Annotated in this window: 17 protein-coding genes, 1 tRNA gene and 1 riboswitch; of the genes, 9 read left to right on the top strand and 9 right to left on the bottom strand. The window is 40.1% G+C overall.

Annotation, left to right across the window (positions count from 1 at the left end; translation table 11 throughout):
- Nucleotides 1-101: 101 nt before the first annotated feature.
- From PHAL_RS0105380 to PHAL_RS0105370, 3 genes are read right to left on the bottom strand one after another with little or no spacing between them, the layout of a single operon-like run.
- Nucleotides 102-2,903, bottom strand: coding sequence for a hypothetical protein (locus tag PHAL_RS0105380; RefSeq protein ID WP_016707395.1), 2,802 nt, complete (start codon nt 2,901-2,903; stop codon nt 102-104).
- Nucleotides 2,903-3,448, bottom strand: a complete 546-nt coding sequence (locus PHAL_RS0105375) for a condensin complex protein MksE (RefSeq protein ID WP_016707394.1) — start codon at nt 3,446-3,448, stop codon at nt 2,903-2,905. Before PHAL_RS0105375 ends, PHAL_RS0105380 begins: the two co-directional genes overlap by 1 nt.
- Nucleotides 3,449-3,453: 5 nt before the next feature.
- Entirely contained in the window at nt 3,454-4,743 is a 1,290-nt protein-coding gene (locus PHAL_RS0105370) for a hypothetical protein (RefSeq protein ID WP_016707393.1), read from the bottom strand.
- 179 nt (nt 4,744-4,922) lie between these two features.
- Between PHAL_RS0105370 and nhaD the strand changes: the two genes are divergently transcribed.
- Nucleotides 4,923-6,170 (top strand): sodium:proton antiporter NhaD, encoded by a 1,248-nt coding sequence (nhaD, locus tag PHAL_RS0105365; protein WP_016707392.1) that lies wholly within the window; start codon nt 4,923-4,925, stop codon nt 6,168-6,170.
- Nucleotides 6,171-6,284: 114 nt separating this feature from the next.
- Nucleotides 6,285-6,456, top strand: a riboswitch (Lysine riboswitch).
- Nucleotides 6,457-6,533: 77 nt separating this feature from the next.
- Nucleotides 6,534-7,937, top strand: coding sequence for a lysine-sensitive aspartokinase 3 (gene lysC, locus PHAL_RS0105360; RefSeq protein WP_016707391.1), 1,404 nt, complete (start codon nt 6,534-6,536; stop codon nt 7,935-7,937).
- Here lysC and PHAL_RS0105355 read toward each other — a convergent pair.
- Complete coding sequence (locus PHAL_RS0105355) at nt 7,914-8,660, bottom strand: 4'-phosphopantetheinyl transferase family protein (protein ID WP_016707390.1); 747 nt, start codon at nt 8,658-8,660, stop codon at nt 7,914-7,916. The genes lysC and PHAL_RS0105355 overlap by 24 nt on opposite strands.
- A gap of 152 nt (nt 8,661-8,812) precedes the next feature.
- Between PHAL_RS0105355 and PHAL_RS0105350 the strand changes: the two genes are divergently transcribed.
- From PHAL_RS0105350 to PHAL_RS0105340, 3 genes are all read left to right on the top strand, one after another.
- Nucleotides 8,813-10,135 carry a sodium-dependent transporter gene (locus PHAL_RS0105350; protein WP_016707389.1) on the top strand — a complete coding sequence of 441 codons (1,323 nt, stop codon included), beginning with the start codon at nt 8,813-8,815 and terminating at the stop codon, nt 10,133-10,135.
- Nucleotides 10,136-10,205: 70 nt separating this feature from the next.
- Nucleotides 10,206-10,610 (top strand): biotin/lipoyl-containing protein, encoded by a 405-nt coding sequence (locus PHAL_RS0105345; protein WP_016707388.1) that lies wholly within the window; start codon nt 10,206-10,208, stop codon nt 10,608-10,610.
- A gap of 5 nt (nt 10,611-10,615) precedes the next feature.
- Nucleotides 10,616-11,089, top strand: coding sequence for a zinc-ribbon domain containing protein (locus PHAL_RS0105340; RefSeq protein ID WP_016707387.1), 474 nt, complete (start codon nt 10,616-10,618; stop codon nt 11,087-11,089).
- Between the two features lie 32 nt (nt 11,090-11,121).
- Here the strand turns inward: PHAL_RS0105340 and PHAL_RS0105335 are convergent, their stop codons facing one another.
- From PHAL_RS0105335 to PHAL_RS0105325, 3 genes are all read right to left on the bottom strand, one after another.
- Nucleotides 11,122-11,544: a hypothetical protein gene (locus tag PHAL_RS0105335; RefSeq protein WP_016707386.1), complete on the bottom strand. Its 423-nt coding sequence runs from the start codon at nt 11,542-11,544 to the stop codon at nt 11,122-11,124.
- Nucleotides 11,545-11,915: 371 nt separating this feature from the next.
- Complete coding sequence (locus tag PHAL_RS0105330) at nt 11,916-12,896, bottom strand: 2-hydroxyacid dehydrogenase (RefSeq protein WP_016707385.1); 981 nt, start codon at nt 12,894-12,896, stop codon at nt 11,916-11,918.
- A complete protein-coding gene (locus PHAL_RS0105325; protein WP_016707384.1) occupies nt 12,862-13,383 on the bottom strand; it encodes a glutathione peroxidase in 522 nt (173 codons plus the stop codon). The genes PHAL_RS0105330 and PHAL_RS0105325 overlap by 35 nt, the downstream gene beginning before the upstream one ends.
- Nucleotides 13,384-13,505: 122 nt before the next feature.
- Between PHAL_RS0105325 and PHAL_RS0105320 the strand changes: the two genes are divergently transcribed.
- Nucleotides 13,506-14,387, top strand: a complete 882-nt coding sequence (locus tag PHAL_RS0105320; RefSeq protein WP_016707383.1) for an NAD(P)-dependent oxidoreductase — start codon at nt 13,506-13,508, stop codon at nt 14,385-14,387.
- Nucleotides 14,388-14,492: 105 nt separating this feature from the next.
- Here PHAL_RS0105320 and sbcB read toward each other — a convergent pair whose 3' ends face one another.
- Nucleotides 14,493-15,938: an exodeoxyribonuclease I gene (gene sbcB, locus PHAL_RS0105315; RefSeq protein WP_016707382.1), complete on the bottom strand. Its 1,446-nt coding sequence runs from the start codon at nt 15,936-15,938 to the stop codon at nt 14,493-14,495.
- A 441-nt stretch (nt 15,939-16,379) separates the two neighbouring features.
- Here sbcB and PHAL_RS0105310 point away from each other — a divergent pair, with 441 nt between their 5' ends.
- The 3 genes from PHAL_RS0105310 (at nt 16,380) to PHAL_RS24360 (ending at nt 19,976) form a co-directional block, all read left to right on the top strand.
- Nucleotides 16,380-18,506, top strand: coding sequence for a TonB-dependent siderophore receptor (locus tag PHAL_RS0105310; RefSeq protein ID WP_016707381.1), 2,127 nt, complete (start codon nt 16,380-16,382; stop codon nt 18,504-18,506).
- Nucleotides 18,507-18,673: 167 nt separating this feature from the next.
- Entirely contained in the window at nt 18,674-19,798 is a 1,125-nt protein-coding gene (locus PHAL_RS0105305; RefSeq protein ID WP_016707380.1) for a PepSY-associated TM helix domain-containing protein, read from the top strand.
- A 7-nt stretch (nt 19,799-19,805) separates the two neighbouring features.
- A complete protein-coding gene (locus PHAL_RS24360) occupies nt 19,806-19,976 on the top strand; it encodes a hypothetical protein (protein ID WP_016707379.1) in 171 nt (56 codons plus the stop codon).
- A 607-nt stretch (nt 19,977-20,583) separates the two neighbouring features.
- Here the strand turns inward: PHAL_RS24360 and PHAL_RS0105295 are convergent.
- Nucleotides 20,584-20,660: transfer RNA gene (locus PHAL_RS0105295), tRNA-Pro, on the bottom strand.
- Nucleotides 20,661-20,739: the final 79 nt, after the last annotated feature.

The raw sequence follows: 20,739 nt of genomic DNA, 5'->3' as shown, positions 1-20,739 counted from the left end.
ATTTTTACTGCTATTTTTCAAACTAAGTTCAATAAAATATAGCAATAGCAACTAAACTGTCATTTTAGTTGCAGATTACTGAATAGTGAATTAACTATGCCCTATATTTCAGTATTTTTAGTGAGAGAGTCATGCTCCACTTCGATCCAATCTTTCTCATCCACCCAGTTTTGAGCACCATCTTTAACTGAGCGAATGGGCACAATGTAATCACAACTAATTTGTGGTTTCACTGAGGCGAATATTGGCACAAAACCAAAGCTTAGGGCTGTTTCAATAATCGCTTTTTGATTTTGTGGATCGATGTCTGCGGCTTCATCAATGTATATAGGTATACGGTATAAGTTTTGTTCTTGATCACTTAATAAATAGCGAATAAACAGCATACCGCACAATAATTTAATGGTGATCCGCGTACCATTTGAACCGGCTGAATCTATTTTTTCAAAATGCTCAGTTTCACCAGCTCGATTCACCACTTCAAAACGGATATCAAATAGATCAGTCAGGGTTAAACCTGCTTTATCAGAGGCAAGTTTAATTAAGTGATCTTTCGCTTCGTTTACTGCCGTTTCGCTATAGGGTTCTTGGCTGAGTAAATCCAAAGTGTCACCTTGCTCAAACTGGCTTGAAGTACTGATGATCGTGTCAATGCTATCAACCAACATTTTGCGGGGGATCACGTTAATTTTAAACGCTTGCAAGTTTGAAATGCGGTGCTGACTAATACCTTTGTTAAAGCTGTTCATTTCACGACGTAGCCTGTCTAAATCTTCACGTAGGCCTTTAATCGTGGCTGCAACTTCGGTAAGGGCCACACGGGCTTGGCGTTCAACAGCATCGCGTTCATTATCAATATTGTGAAATGCACTAATGAGTTTTTGGTATTTACTAAATTCGTCATTTTCGTTGTCAAACTTTGTGATACCGGCATTATAAATATGCAAATAGGTATTACGTACGTTGATATCAAAATTACGTAGCTCTTGGCAGTCCTTATTAAAGTGATGTACTAAATCGCTTAAGTTATCAAAGTCGATCTGAATATCGATCATATAAGGCGTGACTTTTCCGCTGTATAAATCAAGCGTATGGTCGATTCGCTCCGATTTTACTTGGCGCAGACGATCCGCTTGGCGTGATATAAGTTCTTTTTTAGATTTTATTATTGAGCGTCTATCAGCAATTGAGCCACTATTTGCTTGAATATCTTGTAAGTAATCATCAACTTGCTCGCGCTCTGCTAGTAATTGCTCTTTTAGCATGGCTTGTGCATCAACGGATTGCAGCATCACTTCAAATTGTTCAAAGCGTTTAAGCGCGCTTTCGGCACTGATTAGCTCATCATAAAGTGTATCTTTTTCTTTTTGCTTCTCAGCCACATTGGCCGCAACGTCTCGCTGTTGCTTAAATTCTTGCAATGAATTTTCAAGAGCATTTAACTGCGCTGTAAGTTGCTCTTTATTTTCGCCACTTTGCATTTGTACTGGTGAGAGCTTTTTCAGTTTAATCGTTGCGCCGGGTAGGGTGAGTATGCCGCCTTTTACGTTTTCTGATAATTGCTCTAAAAACGCACCAAAGGCATCTTCGTCGGTAATAGTAATATCACCGTTGCTGGTGGTTGCAAACGAGAGAATATCAGGGTTTAAAATACGCGAAATTTCTTCGACTTCTTTGAGCGATAAATCCTCACGCATGCGTGTAAATAAGTTGAATTCAAGGTTTTTAAGTTGCAGCTTTAAGCTCTTAATTTGCTTTTGAGTTTCGCTAATACGGTAATCAAGAGTGTGTAAGCTTTGGCCTTGAGCACTATTAATTGAGTGCGAGAGTGACTCATAATCTTGCTTAAACTGAGCAAGGCTGACTTTTAACGTGGCTTTATTGACCAATTCAAACTCGGCTTTTAAAGCATTAAAATCTAAAAACCATTGCTCAATTTGAGTTTGCTTACGTTCAATATCACGAGATTGTTGTACATACAGTTGTTGTTTTTGTTCAAACTCGTGCTTTTCCTGTTCAATGTCTTCAAGTGCCAGATTCAGATCGTCTAGTTGAGCTTGTTGATAAGTATCAAAATCAATTAGAGCTTGATCTATTTTAGGTGCATAAGCCGCTAACTTACCTTTTAACACTGTTTGGTTTTCAAGCATTGATTCAAGCGCACTAATTGGTTCTTGCATTGATTCAAGGGCTTTTAATTCACGCTTAGCCCGATTTACTTTATCAAAAGAGCGACGCCACACTTCGTAAAAGTCTACTTTTGAGTTTGACATATGGCGTTCAAACACGCGTAACATAAAGCGTTTTACATCGGCTGCGCCGAGCTTATGTAAGTTCAAAATACGGCGGAAAATTTCTTTATAGATGGCCGAGTCTTGCACATTGTTGAGCGGGATCATTTTTAAGTTAATGTCGCCATCAAATGGCGTTGCGCCGCCAGTCAATAGGGCATTCAGCTCTTGGGCCTTAAGCTCAATCGGATTAAACCCTTGCTCTTTTAAGTGATTAAACAGCTTAGTGAACTTAATGATGGTTTTGCCTTGTGTATATTGCTCAAGGTCAAGTTTGCCTTGATAACAAAAAAACTGATGGGCGTAACCGGCAATTTTACCAAGCCCTGCCACCCCAATCACCACAGGTCCGTGGGGCAGATCGGCTTCGAGTAAAATATAAGATTGATCAGATGAAAAATAAAACTTACGGGTTTCGTCTAAATCATGGCCGTCCCATTCAGTGAGGCGTAAATCATTAATAAGGGGAAACTGTAGGGCGTTTATGACCGAGCTTTTACCGGTATTGTTAGGCGCACAAATTGAGCTGCTTTTATCAAGTGGAATAACACACTTGGCGTAACCTGCGGTATTTAATAATGCCAACTTACTGAGGCCGTATAGGTTTTTCATTATTCGTCCTCTCCAATATAGGTTTCTTCATTTACTTCCATTAGGGCATCAATATAGCGATAAATAGGGGCTTGTAGCATAAAACCAGTTTCGACTTCTCGGCTTAGGCCCAAACGTACCATACGCAAGTACACGTCTTTGCGTAAGTCAGAGCCGGAGAAAATCTCAAGCTGATCAAACAAGTGCTTATTCATTTGCACTAGCGTTTGCATCAGTTCTAAATCGCTTACTTCGTCAAATAAAGCGCGCATTGGATCTTTACCTGAGTTGGCGTAGTGCTCTATTAAAATGTAAATTGTTAGGGCAATTGCACGGGATATCTTGCCCATGTTTGGCGTGCTTTCATCACTGGCAAAATAGTAAAAACCACGGCTGTCGTGTTGTAAATCATGGCCAAGGGCGCTAAATAATGCGCGGTAGGCATCAATTTGTTGATCAAGCTCTTGCCACATTACAGTGTCTTGCTCGCTGATGTGATAGCCGGTGACTAATTTTTTATTAATCGCTTGTAGATGACTTAGTTCATCTAAATTTATTTGTGTCATAACGGTTACTCATTCCCTGTGTGTGGTGATACAACAGGCTTAGAATCAATTGGTTTGGTATTAAAAGGAAACAGTGAAAAATGTTGACCTGCGATTTTTACGCGCATTTTTTCATCGCTTTGACTGATTTCAATCTCACTGTCGCTGACCAGCTTTTGATATAAAAACAGCATTTCGTCAGCTTCAAGGCCGGGGTAGCTTTCCCCTAAAAAGGTTAATAATGGCTGTGGCTTTTTACGCTTAGAATTGAAGCGCTTTTTAAAGTTCGCTTTTACATTGTGATAATCAGGAATATTAGGCGTTACAAAAGAGGGCACGTCTTGTTGATCGGGCAGTTCATATTCACTGTGTTCAAACTCAGCGAGTGCGGCCATGTAAGCAATAATATGGCGTTGTTGCCCTAATGAAAAGCGCTGTGTGTCAGACACAAAATTAGGCTGTACCGCAGTGAGCATATTATCAACGCCATTTTTGCGTACTAAACCGAGTACCTTAGCGGCTTGACGAGTGATCATATTATTACGGCGTAACTCTTCGCGCAGTGGCATTAACATATCAGCGCTTTTACGTAAGCTTTCTCGACCAACAAGGTGCATCTCTAAAATACGGGTGCGCAATCGCTCCAGCATACGTTTGTCTTGATAGGCTTTACCGCTGCGTTCAATACTTTCGATTTGGCTGCTTATCTGGGATTCAATAGTATTAAAACAGGCATGAAAACTACCGCGAATATCCACCATTTCTAGCATCGGTTCAATATATTCGTCAAAGGCTTCAATGACTGCTTGGTAACGTTTTTGCAGCGATTGAACAGCGTTATTCGCTTTAGCTTGTTCAACAATATTTAAAATTGCATTTTCATTGTGAGCAAATAACTTCATTATTTTGCGCACCCGATCATCCATAATGCGACTAAAGCGGCGCATTTCGTCGTAGTCTTCAATACTACCCGCATTATCTAAGCGATCGCCTAATCTGGCTAAATCGTCAACCAACACAGTGATCTCTTGTGCTAAACCTAGATGCTCTTCTTGTAATAAAAAAGTAGCAAAGTCTGCGATCGCACGGTTAATTTCTAGCTGCGATGACTTAGCTAATGGAATAATAATATCTTGGTTTAAAAGTCGGTTGGTTTCTTTGTATATGCGTTCATTTGACCATGTTGGCTGTTTTTGTTTGATCGCATTTTGTACGTCTTTTAGACTGAAGTCGGCCATTTTAAAACGTTTAAATAGCAGTTCTAACATTCCCCAGTGCTCTGTAAGGGTATTTAGCAACTTTTTAGCTGGGATCATAAAACTCCAAAAATCCTAATTTATACTGTGTTAGCTAATTTTTAAGCTCACAGTGATTAGTCGAATAAAAGTAAATTTACAATAGTTTTACACAGTCTTTGGTGCTAGACTGCGCGCCGTGTCGACCTGCGGCATATAGCATACAATTTTTACATTTTTATAAAGGTTGTTCAAACACCATGGTAACTACAATTATCCTAACCCTGATAGCGTTGGCATTTGTGCTCATCGTTATAGAGGATATTATCCATGTAAACAAGGCCAAAACCACGCTTTTCTTTGGTACTTTATGCTGGATTATCTTATTTATCTCGCCGCTCAACGGGCAAAGCCCCGAAAATGTACAACATCAACTTGATCACAATATTTTAGAGATTGCCACATTATGGTTGTTTTTAATGGCTGCAATGACCTTTGTTGCCTATTTAAACTCCAAAGGTTTTATCCAAAATATTGTGCACAGAGTCATGCCCAGTGCTATAAGCGAACGCAAGCTGATGTTTTTGATTGGTGGCTTTTCATTTTTATTCTCGTCGATATCAGACAATATTACCGCTACATTAATTTCGCTTGCGGTGGTTATGTCGTTAAAACTCGATCCGAAAAAGCTCATTAAATATGCCACCTTAATTATTTTTAGCGTGAACTCCGGTGGCGTATCACTGATCACCGGTGATGTGACGACATTAATGATTTTCCTTGATGGGAAAGTCAGTATTGCTAACTTATTGTTATTGGTCGTGCCGGCGCTTGCAAGTGTGGCGTTGCTGGCGATTATGCTGTCATTTGGCTTAAATGGTGCTGTTGAGTTCACCAAACAAGAAGAGCGCCGTATTGAAAAAACCGATATCACCATCGCGGTTATTTTCTTATCAACTATTATCGCTACACTGACTTTCAGCGTACTTTACCACGTACCGCCGTTATTAACTTTCCTCTTTGGTTTATCGTTAATGTTTTTAGTTGCGCAATTCTTAATGCGTAAAAAAGACGTAAATAAAAAAATCATCGATTATATCCGAGAAATAGAATACGACACTTTGCTGTTCTTCGTCGGTGTGTTGTTACTCGTAGGGGCGTTAAAAGAAGTGGGCATGCTAAGCAAGTTCACGCACCTTTATGAGTTAATGCCAGCGCAGTATGCGAACTACCTAATGGGTATTTTATCAGCCGCAGTTGATAACGTACCGCTGACGGCTGCATTACTTAAAGCCGAGATTGTGATGAGTCCGCAGCAATGGCTATCGTTTACTTATGCAACTGGCGTAGGTGGCTCTATGCTAATTATCGGCTCTGCGGCCGGTATTATTGCTATGAGTAAAGTAAAAGCGCTCACATTTATGAGTTATTTACGTATGTCTGTGTATCTATTAATCGCGTATACAGTCGGTTATATTGGCTCATATATAGCAGGTAGCTTGATTTAATAGCTTTTATTATTAAAACAACTTGACAGCTAGACGTCTAAACGATAACTTTCAAAGCCCACTTTATGTGGGCTTTGTTATTTTAATTGATAATTAGAGAATGCAATTAATCTAACATTCAGAAGAGGTGCGGTATTTAGGTACTTAATGTGAGGTGACGACTGCCTACGACCATTAAGGAGGGAAATATTCGCCGAGAAAAACAACTGCACGTCACAGTGGTTTTTCGGTTTATGGGGCTGAATCCTCAAAACTGTCACCAATTAGGTGGAGAGCTTCTGGCAGTGGACTTTTCTTATCGAGCACCCCCTTGCCAAGTTCTTCTTGTTTTATCGTGGTATGATTGCCACAAAAGGAGACGACATGAATACCCAATTAGCTGCTAATAATGAACAACAGTCAGCGAAAAATCAAAAATCAGATATCGTAGTAGCAAAATTTGGCGGCACCAGTGTGGCTAATTTTGATGCAATGAGCCGTTGCAGTGAAATTATTGTAGCCGATAACAATGTACGGGTAGTGGCAGTTAGTGCCAGTGCTGGCGTGACCAATCACTTAGTAACATTGTGTAAAAAGGATATCTCAAGTGATGAGCGCGCTGAAAATATTGCCGGCGTAGTAGCGATTCAAGACGCGATTTTAAATGAGTTGTCACTTGATGCAGACTTAGCTCATGGTTTTGAAGAAACACTAAAAGCATTTAAAGCCTTAGCAAGTGAAGGGGTTAAATCAAAACAACAACAAGATGAACTCCTGAGCTTTGGTGAGCGTTTATCATCGTATTTATTTACCCAAGTGCTGCGTTTAAATGGCTTAGAAGCTGTTCGTTTTGATGTTCGCCAAGTGCTTAAAACTGATAGCCAGTTTTCTAAAGCAACGCCAGATGTTGCAGCAACAGCTGCGGCAGCAAGAGAGCATTTAATTCCGCTTTTAAAAGATCATGTTGTAGTTACTCAAGGCTTTATTGGTAGCGACGCGCATGGGCAAACAACCACACTTGGTCGCGGTGGCTCAGATTACAGTGCGGCGTTATTAGCTGAAGCCGTAAACGCTAAGAGTGTACACATTTGGACTGACGTTGTGGGAATTTTTAGTACAGATCCACGTTTGTGCGTAAAAGCCACACCTATTGCCCGTTTAAGTTTTGATGAAGCGGCTGAAATGGCGACTTTTGGCGCCAAAGTATTACACCCAGCGACGATTTTACCCGCGAGCCGCAGCCACATCAGTGTATTTGTAGGTTCAAGTCGTGAGCCGGAACGAGGCGGTACCTGGATCGAACGAGAAAAGTCACTCGTGCCAGGGATTCGTGCGGTAACGCAACGTAAAAACCAAATACTGCTAACGCTTAAAAGCCCTGAAATGTTACTAGCAAGTGGCTTTTTAGCCCGTGTATTTGCTATTTTAAGTGAGTTTAATATCTCGGTTGATTTGGTAACCACCTCAGAGATAAGCGTGGCAATTACGTTAGATAATGCACCGAATGCGTCACGTCCTGAACTTGATCAAGAGTGTTTAGACAAGCTTGCTGAGTTTTGCCATGTATCGGTTGAAAACAACTTAACCTTAGTGGCGTTAATTGGTTCAGAGATCCAATTACGTCAGCAACAAGTTAACTTAATGCAGGTGTTAAGTGATTTTAATATCCGCCTAATTTGCCACGGCGCAAGTAAACATAACTTGTGCTTTTTAGTTGAGCAAAGCGAGTCAGACTTAGTTGTCCAAGCTATTCATAGTCGTTTATTAGAAGCTCAGCACGGCGCGTAACGAGTCAATAGAATTTACCACAGAGCACTGCCAGTCAGTGCTCTTTTCACTTACTACACTAATATCAAACTCATTATATTGGCAGCTCACCGCCGCTAAGTTTGCTTGCGTCAGCTCAGTAAATACATTGGGGCTTAAGAGTTTGGCAATGGGCCGAGACGTAGCTTTCGCCAGCGCTTCTTTTAAAGTCCAAATTCTAAAAAAACGCTCAGCGCCTTGGTATTCATTTTGCGTAATTAAATTGACCTCATCGATATGATAAAAATGCTTAGCGAGTTTTTCAAACGGGCGCTGTAAGTTTATTTTTTCAATATCAAAGCCAAATTGAATTCGGTCGATATTCAATGCCGCACCAACAAAACCATTTGAGTGCGACAGGCAACTACTTATTACTTTGCTACTACCCGCTATATGGATGAGTAATTTACTACTAGACTCGTCAAATTCAGAGCTTAGTTGATTTGCAGGTAGAGTGGTAAACTCAGGGAAACTGCGTTTGACCAAATACTTAAGTAATAACCGTGTTGCTAAATACTCTTGCTTTGCTTTATTACTCTTACGACGAGTGAATACCGTAAGTTCAAAAGGGCTTAATAATGTGTTTAGATTGAATTCATCAACATTTAATAACTGAGCATCAAATAACAAAATTGTTTGTGTATTGAGTGACTGTACAGTGTGCTCAATGATATCTAGTTGCTGTTGAAAGAATAACGCAGGCATAAAATCCACAATTAAAGTGATAAAAGAATAAATATGTTTATATTTTGTGCGGTTGTGCACGGGTTATTTAAGCCAAGGCAAATTTATTACTCACTGACTGTGAAATATGGTTTAATTCACAACAATGAAAATAATAACAGATTTGTAGATGTATGGCACAATTGCGTGATGGTTTTCAAAGCCGCCTTGGCTTTGTTTTAGCAGCGTCTGGCGCTGCGGTTGGATTGGGTAATATTTGGGGATTTCCTACGCAAGCGGCGAATCATGGCGGCGGTGCGTTTTTGCTGGTTTATTTTATTGTTATATTTTTATTGGCTCTGCCTGCTTTATATACTGAATTATATTTAGGTCATCAAGCTCAAGCTAATCCGGTTAAAGCGCTTAAAAAAGCATGGCAAGCTCAAGCACCAAATGTAGGCGCCGCAGCAGGTTATTTAGGTTTAGTGGGCGCCATTGTCATGTTGAGCTTTTATTCAATCGTGGCCGGTTGGATGCTAGCCTACGCGCTTGAGCCAATAAGTACATTCTTAGGCTTCACAGAGCTAAGCCAGTTTTTACAAACTGACTCGATGGTACGTAATTTTATATTTACACCATTGATGCTGCTCCTCACCGCGAGCATTATTCTCAAGGGGGTTAAGTCAGGTATTGAAACCTGGTCACGCCGTTTAATGCCACTGTTATTAGTATTACTTGTGGGGTTAATTGCCTATATAGCAACCCTTGATGGTTCCAGCGAAGGTTTTGCAGCCTATTTAGTGCCTGATTTTAGCCAAGTGCTCGAGCCAAGCTTAATTATTGCCGCAATGGGACAGGCGTTCTTTTCGCTGTCGTTAGGCGTGGGTTGTATGATGATTTATGGCTCATATTTACAGCCTGATGCGAATTTACCACGCTTAACAGCCTCGGTTGCCTTGCTTGATACCGGGGTGGCATTTTTAGCGGGCCTATTAATTATTCCAGCTATTTATGTAGCGCAGCATAACGGCGTACAAGTATTTAGTGATGGAAAACTAGTGGGCGAGGGGCAGTTAATTTTTGCAATTTTGCCGCAGTTATTTAACACCATGGGTGAAGTTGGCTTGTTAGTTGGCTTACTGTTTTTTGTATTAATGTCGATTGCATCGCTGACTTCAACAATTTCATCAACCGAAATACCTGTCGCCTTTTTAGTTGAAAATCATCAAGTTGAACGTAAAAAAGCCACTTTCTTAGTGAGCTTGACGGTTCTTGCTGCTTCATCGCTGATTATCTTTAACTTTGATTGGTTATTTGGCTTAGTGATCATGGTGCTTACTCAGTACCAATTACCATTAATGGGGCTATTTTACTTTATTACCGTAGGGTGGTTATGGCACCGCGGCAATCAACTACATGAAGCAGCAACAGGCATGCGTTTTTGGTTTGCACAATACATCCGTTTTGTATGTCCGATACTAATGACCGCGGTATTCGCCAATGTAGCATTTGGTTGATAATTTAGCCGTCAGCCGTCAGCCGTCAGCCGTCAGCCGTCAGTTTTTTAGTTTTATCCAAGGAGGAATTATGAACATAGATGTGAAAGTACCGGTCTTTCCAGACTCAATACGCACAGCAGACATCGCAAAGCTTTATGTTAGTGAAGGTCAGCTAGTCTATGCCAGTGATGTGCTATTTGATGTTGAGACTGAAAAAGTCGTTTTAGAAGTTATGGCGGATTACAGTGGCATTATTGAGAATATAACGATTGCCAATGGTGATGCCGTGACTGGCGAGCAAGTTGTCATGACTATAAAACAGCTTGCCGACAGCGAACTGCCAGCACTACCCACAGCTCAACAGCTTCCACCGCGAGTAGATGGCTCAGAGAAAGACGCTATTGCTTCTCCTTGGTTGGCTAAACTAAATAAAAGTTTCATTATTGCTCTAGCAGTCGGCGCTTTAGCTATCCTTTTTGTGCTTGGGAAATAGCTAACATGACCAAATATGTAAGCCACCCGCTATATGGCAGCGAGCCAATTCCTTCAGGTAATAGCTATACAAAGCAAGAAATCGATAATGCCCATTGGCGCTATAAAAGTGTCCGCTGTTTTCCAGAAACAGCAATTCCCGCAGCAACCGAAAAACAAAGTTACAGTGTATATCCAAGGCAACTCTACATTGATATAGAAGAGAACTGTGTTGATTGTCACAGAGCATTTATATTTTTTGCGAAAGAGCAACAATACTGGTTTGAACAATTAAAATTTTGGATTGATGCACATGCGATTAAGTGCTTTGACTGTAGAAAGAAAAGCCGTGCAATAAAAAAGCTGCAAATTAGCTATGCAAACTTAATTATTAAAGAGCATAGAACGTCTGAAGAAACGCAATTGCTCAAGTCTACAACGCAGCAACTGTTTGATTTAGGTGTGATCAACAAGATAAATAAAGTAAACGCTATTCGGTAAATGTAAGTAGACGTATTTAAGGGCCTATATGATTAAGCATTACCATTCTCGATTTTTATTCCCATACTCATTGGAGGAAATACGTGTCTTATGATGATTCTCTGCTGATTATCCAAGATTAGAGAGTATTGATTTATTGTGTCTTCGCCAAGAAAATCGGACTGTTCGATACCTACTACTCTATTTGGTTGTTCAAAAGCAGTAAATACAGACTTTGGACGACTAGAGTTAACCTGATCTATCGACAGTCCTAAAGCAGGGAATCTATCTGGAAGGTCCAGCTCACATGGTTTGACTAAATAATGACTGCCATCCTCAAAAGAAAATATCAGCTCGTAGCAAATTAAAAAACAGTCATTAGTATCGTCTTTCCAAGCAGGATGAACCTTACGCTGGCTGTGTCCTAATGAGATAACACTTAGGTTTTTCCCGCTAAGGTCGGTCAGTCGTTTCATGGGGGCCTTACGTCTTACTGAACACCATTTTGGTGGTTTATAACACACCCAAACGGCATATATTACATACTCTTATAATTTCACCAATAATTACTTTTGTATACAAGTAATTAAAATAGCTCGGAATCAAGCTTGTTATTTTGCACCAATACAGCTGTTAATAATGATATCGGACAAGATTAGGATTCTACTCATCAAAACAGGAACGAGTTTAACTTTTTCAATGGCCGCTTTTAATTAATAACAGCCTTTAGCAAAGCTAAGTTGGTTGATTTTTTCTGCTCTGGTTTTTAATCTAGCATCTAGCATCTAGCATCTAGCATCTAGCATCTAGCATCTAGCATCTAGCATCTAGCATCTAGCACCGAACCTCATTTCACTTCATTACGCAGAGGGAGTTGATTGGCTATTTCATGGGCGTTTTGTATTGTAGTTTGGGCTATTTCGCTCAGGGCTTCTTTGGTGAAAAAGCCTTGATGCCCGGTGACTAACACATTAGGAAAACTCACTAAGCGTGAAAATACATCGTCTTGCATGATTTCGTCGCTGCGGTTTTTAAAAAATAGTTCAGATTCTTGCTCGTAAACGTCTAGTCCTAAATAACCGAGTTGCTTATTTTTCAGTGCAATAATACACGCTTTACTGTCAATGAGCGCGCCACGGGAGGTGTTAATTAGCATTGCGCCTTGCTTCATTTTAGCAAAAGCGTGCTCATTAATAAGGTGATGTGTTTGGTCGTTAAGCGGGCAATGTAAAGAGATCACATCACTTTGGCTTAATAATGTATCAAGGTCGCAAAGTGTATACTCACCTTGTTCGGCATAAGGATCACACACTAATACATTGGCACCAAAGCCATTGAGAATATTTATTAAGGCAAGACCAATTTTTCCACAACCAATAATACCAATGGTTTTTTTGAATAAGTTAAAACCAAGCAAACCGTTTAAATCAAAGTTATCTTCACGAATACGGTTATACGCTTTATGGGTTTTACGATTTAACGTGAGCATTAATGCGATGCAGTGTTCGGCAACGGCTTCTGGACTATAGGCCGGTACGCGGCATACTTTAATATTATGCGCTTTAGCGGCAGCTAAATCGACGTTATTAAAACCTGCGCAGCGTAGTAAAATAGATGTTACACCAAGTGCGGCAATGTGTTTTATTACCGCCTCATTGACTACATCATTTACAAAAACACAAACGGCATTAAAGCCTTGACACAAAAGCGCACTTTGTTCATTGAGAGCTTGTTCAAAGTGGCTGATGGAAATGCCTGTATAGTTAAGTAAACAGGCATCAAAAGACGCCTGATCATATTTCTGCGAACTGAAAAGCGCTATTGTCATTTGCGTCATTAAGGGTACTCTCTATCACCATTTTTAAGGTTTCGGGTTTAGTACGCGGTGCGTAGCGAACTGATAACTGTCCCTCAGAGTTTATAAGAAACTTGGTAAAATTCCATTTTATAGCACGATTTTGTGCAATTCCTCGGGTGTGAGCTTTTAGATAATTGAATAACGGGTGAGCCTCAGGGCCATTCACCATTACTTTACTAAATACCGGAAAACTAACATTAAACTGTTGTTGGTAAAAGTCTTTAATATCAGCATTGTCGATCGGCTCGTTGTAATCAAACTGATTACACGGAAATGCCAGCACAATAAAACCACTGGCTTTATATTGCTGATACAGCTTTTCTAGTGCAGCTAATTGCACCGAAAAATTGCAATTACTGGCGGTATTAACGATTAAAATGGTTTTACCTTTTAATTGGCTAAGAGAAAAATCCTCGCCGTTATAAAGTGGGGCGCTGAATTGATAGATGCTATCCATAGTGTACCTGCTGTGAACCGTCCATGAAGAAATTTAATGAAGACTTTTTCATTCGCTTTTTTACTATTCGGTTGAGATAATCAAAGTATCTTTTTAAGTTACCACTGAATTAGGACAGTTTTATGTCAATGAATGTTTCGTTTATCGGTTTAGGTGTTATGGGTTATCCAATGGCGGGTCACTTAGCTAATGCAGGTCATACTGTTACCGTATACAACCGCACTACAGCCAAAGCAGAGCAATGGGCACAGCAATATTCGGGCGAAGTGGCACTTACCCCTGCACTTGCAGCCAAAGGCGCGGATATAGTGTTTATGTGCGTAGGTAATGATGACGACTTACGTTCAGTGGTTTATGGCGAAAATGGTGTGCTTACTGGCATGGCTGATGGCACTATATTAGTGGATCACACTACAACGTCTGCTGAAGTTGCACGCGAAGTGTCTGCAAAGGCGGCATTACAAAACATCGCGTTTATTGATGCGCCGGTATCAGGTGGTCAAGCGGGGGCCGAAAATGGTGTACTCACGGTAATGGCTGGCGGTGATGCTGCGGTGTTTGCAAAAGTACAACCCGTGATGGCGGCATTTAGTCGCTTTAGCCAATTATTGGGTGAGGTAGGCTCTGGTCAATTATGTAAAATGGTGAATCAAATTTGTATTGCAGGTGTTGTGCAAGGTTTAGCCGAAGGGTTACATTTTGCCAAGCAAGCAGGCCTTGATGGCGAAAAAGTAATTGAGACTATCGCAAAAGGTGCGGCAGGCTCTTGGCAGATGGAGAACCGTCATAAAACAATGTTAGCGGGTGAATACGAATTTGGTTTTGCAGTCGATTGGATGCGTAAAGACTTAGGTATTGCCCTTGATGAAGCAAAAAACAATGGCGCTACGCTACCGATGACTGCAACGGTTGATCAATACTACGCTGATGTACAAGCCCTCGGTGGCGGCCGCTATGATACGTCAAGCTTATTAGCGCGTATTGAAGCACTGCATAAAAATTAATAGCTTTAATTTTAGCTTAGCGCCTTAAATCATATTGACTAAGGCGCTTTATTTATTAACATCAAGCCGCTTACCGCTTACCGCTTACCGCTTACCGCTTACCGCTTACATACTCTGTGCGTAATTATAAAGCGCTTTGAGGATAGTAAGGTTCTTCTCATTATCGTCATGTTCATGGGCGAGGTTTTCGAGAGTGATCATAAAATCTTGTGCGCTGATCGACGGTTGATCTTCACCATGCATTAATTTGTTTTGGCAGTATTGACGCCATTGATCAAGCTCATCCTGATTTAGCGATTGCGGCCAGTTACGCGCACGATACTTAAATAATAAGTTATCAAACTTCTTATCTTCAAAATCAAGCTTCATACCCGCTAATTGTTCAGGACTGGCATCGCGAATAATGGCAAACTTAGCTTTATCGGCATGGCTAGTAAAGCCATCATACAGCATGTAATCCGTGTTAGTGGTTTTGCCGTAATCGGCTTTGTCGTTAAATACTTCAGTGACTTTATCGCGAAGGCTTGGGTTGGCTTTTAATACGGCAAGGTTTTTTAAACATTGCTCGCGGTCAATACCTAAACGGGCGGCATTTTCAGGTAATAACGTTTTAGCTGGCGCCAAAATAGGGCATTTGTTTAAGTGCACCAGTTTTAAACCAACAGGCAGTTCATCTTCACCCAGTTCGCTGCGTTTTGTGTAAAGGCGGGTACGTAATTTTTCTACTGATAAATCAATTAATACTTGTGGGTCTTCGGTTAAATTAAAACACACCACGGCATTTTTATTCGTCGGATGAAAGCTCATCGGTGCAATCCAACTGGTACAGCCTTGCGTGGCAGGAATGCGCGATGAGGTATGTACCAGCGGCGTCATATTAAATACATCAACTAACTCAGCGAGCGCTTTTTTACCACGTAAACTAAAAAAGAAGTTATATAATTTAGGCTGCTTTTCTTTGATAAGTTTAGCCAAGGCAATGGTGGCGGTTACATCAGAAAGTGCATCGTGAGCCGCAGCGTGTTCAATGCCATTGGCAACGGTTAAATGCTCCAGCTTAAAGCTTGGGCTGCCATCTTCTTTGAGCGGCCATTCAATGCCCTCAGGGCGCAGCGCATAACAAGCACGTACTAAATCAATAATATCCCAGCGACTGTTATTATTTTTATATTCGCGCTCGTATGGGTCATAAAAGTTGCGGTAAAAGCTATAACGGCTTACTTCATCATCAAAACGAATACTATTATAACCGGCTACGCAAGTATTAGGTACGCTAAACTCAGCATGGATCTTGGCAATAAATTCAGCTTCCACTAAACCTTTTTTCATCGCTACTTGCGGGGTAATTCCAGTGATCAAACACGCCTCAGGATGAGGTAAATAATCAGCCACCGGTTTGCAATATTCAATTAACGGCTCACCAATAATATTTAGATCAAGATCGGTACGAATACCCGCAAACTGACTGGGCTTATCCTTTTGTGGGCTCGCTCCCCACGTCTCATAATCGTGCCAATAAATTGTTGCTTGATTTTGCTCTTGATAAGCCATGTAAAAACCCTTTAAGTTAGCTCGATACGGTTGAAAAACCGCCAAGTTACTAAATTCATGAATTATTTAGATTATGGCACAGCGACGGAGGACTTTATAGGTTTGGATGATGAAATGATGGTACGTATATTAAACCGTTTGTAGTTAGGTATAGCTCTCGGTACAGCAGATTAATTTAATATTTAATCAAGTTCACTTTTACAGGGCTTTTTCAATGCTTATGCATAAAAAATCCGTACTGCCGAACATCGTAGTTACAAGGCTCTATTCTCACAAATATGTATTTAAAATAGGCACTTAGAGCGCTTTTGTTTGCACTATTTACACATCTATACGTTGATAATGGAAACCATTTGTATTAACATGCCGCCCCTAATTCTTTTGTTCTTTAATTAGTTGGTTAATTAAACTAATTGCTTTTTCCTCTAGGAAAGTATGTAGATGCTTAATTCATTTAAATTATTACCTTTATCCGTTGCTATTTCTTTAATAGTCACTTCATCACCGATTTTAGCTCAAGACTCAACCACAATAAAATCGGCAGAAAAAGACAGCCTTGAAACAATTACTGTTACTGGTTCATTTACAGTGAATGAAGTCGTTGATACTGCGACGGGCTTAGGTTTAACTCTGCGTGAAACACCGCAATCAGTTACTGTTATTACCAAACAGCAAATTCAAGATCAGGCACTTGATACAATAATCGATACTGTTAACAGCGCTGTAGGTGTGTCATCTGAAGCATTTGATAATGTAAGAAATAATTTAAGTTCTCGTGGTTTTGAAATTAGTAACTACCAAATAGATGAAGTGCCAATAGCGTGGAGCCTGGCTGCTAATTCGGGTGAAACAATCAGCGATGTTTCCATTTACGAACGTGTTGAGTTTGTTAGAGGCGCTACGGGCTTACTCACTGGCGTTGGTGATCCGTCTGCATCGATTAACCTAGTTAGAAAGCATGCAACAAGTACTGAACTAACAGGAAATGTGAGTGCCGCAATTGGTAGCTGGGACAACAGAGAGATCAAAGCTGATATAGCTACAGGCCTGAATGACTCTGGTTCAGTTCGTGGTCGGGTAGTGGCGAAATATGAAGAAAGCGACTCCCACATGGATTTATACCAAGATGAAACTAAAGTCTTGTACGGAGTTATTGAAGCTGACTTAACCGAAAATACGCTCATACGTTTTGGTGGAAGTTATCAAAAGAATACGCCTACTTCACCAACCTGGGGTAATCTCCCAGGTTTTTATACAGATGGTACAAAAACTGATTGGGAAATATCTAAAACGACAGCTACAGACTGGAGTGAGTGGGATACAGAGAACACTAATTTGTTCGTTAATTTAAACCATGTACTTAGTAATGGTTGGGAATTAGTTGCTAACTACAACAAAATCAAATATATGAAGGAGTCAAAGCTAGTTTATTTATGGGGTACTGTTGATAAAGAAACGGGCGAAGGGCTCGGTAGCTCTCTTTATAAAAGTAAAGGCGACAGCGATCAAGATAGTATTGATTTTCAGTTGAAAGGTGATTATTCGTTTTTTTCACAACAACATGAATTTGTACTAGGTGCTTTATATAGCAATCAATCTACTGTCTCGACATCTTACGAAACGCTTGGTGATATTGCGGATGTAGGTAACTTTTTTGAATGGGATGGCAGTTTTGCAGAGCCAACTTGGGGCGATGAAGAGATAGTCGATGTAGACATGGATACCGAGCAAAAAGGACTGTATGGTGCTACTAGGCTATCGATGAGTGATTCATTTAAAGTCATTGTCGGTGGGCGAATAGCCAGCTGGGAGCGCAAAGGAAGCAACTACAGTGTTGACACTGAATTTGGCGATACGGGTGTTTTCATTCCATATACTGGTGCTCTTTATGATTTAACGCAAAACCACCGTGTGTATATTAGTTACACAGAAATATTTAAACCGCAAAGTGCTCAAAACCGAAATGGTGACTTTTTAGCGCCAATTGAAGGTAAAAGTTATGAAGCGGGTCTTAAAAGCAGCTTCTTAGATGATATGTTTCATACCAATCTTGCGCTGTATACAATTGAGCAAGATAATGTAGCGCAAGCGGATCCTGGCTACATAATTCCTGGCACTGTAAATTCACAAGCGCAACGTGCAGCAGAAGGTGCAACAAGTACAGGTTTTGAATTTGAGGTTGTAGGGCAGCCTGTAGATGGTTGGAATATTAACGCTGGTTATTCTCAGTTCGAAGCTGAAGATGCTGATGATGTGAAAGTGAATACTCAAATGCCACGCAAGCAGTTTAAATTATTTACAACCTATAGACTAATTAGTTTACACCCTGATTTAACTATTGGCGGCGGCATTAATTGGCAGAGCAAAACCTATGGACAAAGTGTAGAGCAGGGCGCTTACGCGTTAGTTAACTTTATGGCTCGTTACGATATTAATAGCAATATGCAAGTACAGCTAAATGTTAATAACCTGCTCGATGAAGAATATTACAGTCGAGTCGCTTCACGTGATCAATATCGCTACGGCGTTCCTAAAAACTATAATCTGAGCTTTAATTATTCCTTTTAATAACTCCTGTAATATGCCCTATTTCCGTTTACGCTGAATAGGGCATATTACATTTTGTGAACTACCATCCATCTCTTTTCTCAAATTAGAGTAATTATATTAAAGTAATATTTTATTGAATTCGTATCATGATATTATTAGATTTTTATTTCATTAGGTTTATATAAATGCGGGCATCTACAGTAAAAGTATGGGAATTAGTGCATAAATGGACGAGCTTGATTTGCACACTTTTCTTATTGATGTTGTGCATAACGGGTTTGCCACTGATCTTTCATGATGAAATTGATGAAGCGTTAAACCCCGATGTATGGCAACCTAAATACCCACAAGCAGAGCATTTAACCCTAGATGAAATACTTGAGATAGCCCTTACGAATCGTGAAGGTGAGCAAGCTATTTATATGAGTTTTGATATTCTGCGCCCGGTCATTAATATAACAAGTGGCCCAACAGCAGATGCGCCGAGCAGTGAGATGCATTTCGCTTCCTATGATCTAACCAGTGGTGAGTTAGTACCGCCATCAGATGTGGGCGAATCTGTGATGGAGTTTATTTTACAATTACATACCGATATGTTCTTAGGTTTACCCGGTATGTTGTTTCTAGGGGCAATGGGTGTTTTATTTGTAATATCAACTATTAGCGGCGTAGTTATATACCGTCAATATATGCGCAAACTTAATTTTGGAACAATACGCCGACATAAATCAACACGGCATAAGTGGTTGGATTACCATAATTTATTTGGAATTGTTACTGTTGCTTGGGTGTTAGTTGTGGGGGTAACTGGGGTTATTAATACACTTGAAGAACCCATTTTAGATACTTGGAGGGATAATAATTTAAAGCAGTTGTTGTCTGAGCACCAAGGTGGAGCTATTGTTGAGCCTAGCGCTTCATTAACTGAGGCCGTTAAACAAGCCAAGTTAATCGCACCAAATATGACCTTACAGTTTGTTGCCTTCCCTGGTAGTAAATTTTCAAGTAATCAGCATTACGCCATTTTCTTGCATGGCAATACGCCATTAACAAAGGAGCTTATTACTCCTGTATTGGTTGATGCAACTAATGGTGACGTAATTGGACTAACTGAAATGCCTTGGTATGGCAAAGTACTCTCTTTATCAAGGCCACTGCATTTTGGAGACTATGGGGGATTATTTCTTAAAATATTATGGGCAATACTTGATATCATCACCATTATTATTCTAGGCAGTGGGCTGTACCTTTGGTATCAAAAGAATAAAAAAACTAATTTTAATACAACCAGTAAAAAAAGTGCGGAGTAGCTTACTGATGGCCAAACAGCTTTCTCTTTGGCAAATTTTCAAGTTGCCAATTATCTTATTTATACTTTCTATAACAGGCATAGTTGCCGCTTTGCTTGTTGATGGCGAAATTGACTTACTTGCAAGCTTAGCGCTCGCCTCAACCCTGATAGTCACCGCGTGGTATATCTTAAAGTAAAAAAGACTCCCAAATACACAGCTAAACTGCTGTGTTAGAGCGTAACTGGATATCTATTCGGCTCTCTATTTTCATGTAGTGAGTCGCTCTATTTTTTATAGAAAATTCAGAATACGAACTGAGAACAGCCCTATCAATACTTAAATTGACTTTATCCCCAAGAACTCGACGGTTAATGCCGGTGGAAAAATGATCCCAGAGTAAGTAGGCTACAGTGTAGGTATGGTAGTCCCTCCGAGCTTAATAGAGAGTATAATACCAATCGACTTAAATATTTAACCATTCTAGCGAGCTAAATAAAGCGCTAACTGCGTTATAATTTTTCATGTAGAACAACTACATGTCAAAATTTACGCCTTGTTATCACGTCATTTATCTGTCGCTATAAATGGTCAGTAACTTAACACGATTGGTATAAACAACTGTATGAGATGCCTGCTGAGAAAGATGTTGAGCAGTTAAAGACTAATTAACTCAGTCATGGTTTTGTCAGTTTAAGTAAAAACTAAAAAGACATATGAAAACGTGAATTACAAAGCGTATCCAAATGGGTTTTAGAAGTTAGCTTTCAATTTAGTGTAAGTGCAGGATATTTAAGGGAGATAAATGGTCGGTATGGAGAGATTCGAACTCTCGACCCCTGCCACCCCATGACAGTGCGCTACCAAGCTGCGCTACATACCGACGTTGCAAGCAATAGTACGTATATTTTTTCAAAAATCAATAAGCTTTTGTTTATTTGAACATTTATTAAACGTACTAA

Origin of the sequence: Pseudoalteromonas haloplanktis ATCC 14393, assembly GCF_000238355.1 — a bacterium.
GTDB lineage: Bacteria > Pseudomonadota > Gammaproteobacteria > Enterobacterales > Alteromonadaceae > Pseudoalteromonas > Pseudoalteromonas haloplanktis.
This window is presented reverse-complemented; position numbering and strand designations above follow the sequence as displayed.

Bases quoted from the DNA above. Each gene is read 5' to 3' on its own strand.
- PHAL_RS24360 (WP_016707379.1), top strand. From the start codon at position 19,806: ATGGCCAAACAGCTTTCTCTTTGGCAAATTTTCAAGTTGCCAATTATC.
- nhaD (WP_016707392.1), top strand. From the start codon at position 4,923: ATGGTAACTACAATTATCCTAACCCTGATAGCGTTGGCATTTGTGCTC.
- PHAL_RS0105325 (WP_016707384.1), bottom strand. From the start codon at position 13,383: ATGGATAGCATCTATCAATTCAGCGCCCCACTTTATAACGGCGAGGAT.
- PHAL_RS0105375 (WP_016707394.1), bottom strand. From the start codon at position 3,448: ATGACACAAATAAATTTAGATGAACTAAGTCATCTACAAGCGATTAAT.
- PHAL_RS0105320 (WP_016707383.1), top strand. From the start codon at position 13,506: ATGTCAATGAATGTTTCGTTTATCGGTTTAGGTGTTATGGGTTATCCA.
- lysC (WP_016707391.1), top strand. From the start codon at position 6,534: ATGAATACCCAATTAGCTGCTAATAATGAACAACAGTCAGCGAAAAAT.
- PHAL_RS0105350 (WP_016707389.1), top strand. From the start codon at position 8,813: ATGGCACAATTGCGTGATGGTTTTCAAAGCCGCCTTGGCTTTGTTTTA.
- PHAL_RS0105340 (WP_016707387.1), top strand. From the start codon at position 10,616: ATGACCAAATATGTAAGCCACCCGCTATATGGCAGCGAGCCAATTCCT.
- PHAL_RS0105330 (WP_016707385.1), bottom strand. From the start codon at position 12,896: ATGACAATAGCGCTTTTCAGTTCGCAGAAATATGATCAGGCGTCTTTT.
- PHAL_RS0105355 (WP_016707390.1), bottom strand. From the start codon at position 8,660: ATGCCTGCGTTATTCTTTCAACAGCAACTAGATATCATTGAGCACACT.
- sbcB (WP_016707382.1), bottom strand. From the start codon at position 15,938: ATGGCTTATCAAGAGCAAAATCAAGCAACAATTTATTGGCACGATTAT.
- PHAL_RS0105380 (WP_016707395.1), bottom strand. From the start codon at position 2,903: ATGAAAAACCTATACGGCCTCAGTAAGTTGGCATTATTAAATACCGCA.
- PHAL_RS0105310 (WP_016707381.1), top strand. From the start codon at position 16,380: ATGCTTAATTCATTTAAATTATTACCTTTATCCGTTGCTATTTCTTTA.
- PHAL_RS0105305 (WP_016707380.1), top strand. From the start codon at position 18,674: ATGCGGGCATCTACAGTAAAAGTATGGGAATTAGTGCATAAATGGACG.
- PHAL_RS0105335 (WP_016707386.1), bottom strand. From the start codon at position 11,544: ATGAAACGACTGACCGACCTTAGCGGGAAAAACCTAAGTGTTATCTCA.
- PHAL_RS0105345 (WP_016707388.1), top strand. From the start codon at position 10,206: ATGAACATAGATGTGAAAGTACCGGTCTTTCCAGACTCAATACGCACA.
- PHAL_RS0105370 (WP_016707393.1), bottom strand. From the start codon at position 4,743: ATGATCCCAGCTAAAAAGTTGCTAAATACCCTTACAGAGCACTGGGGA.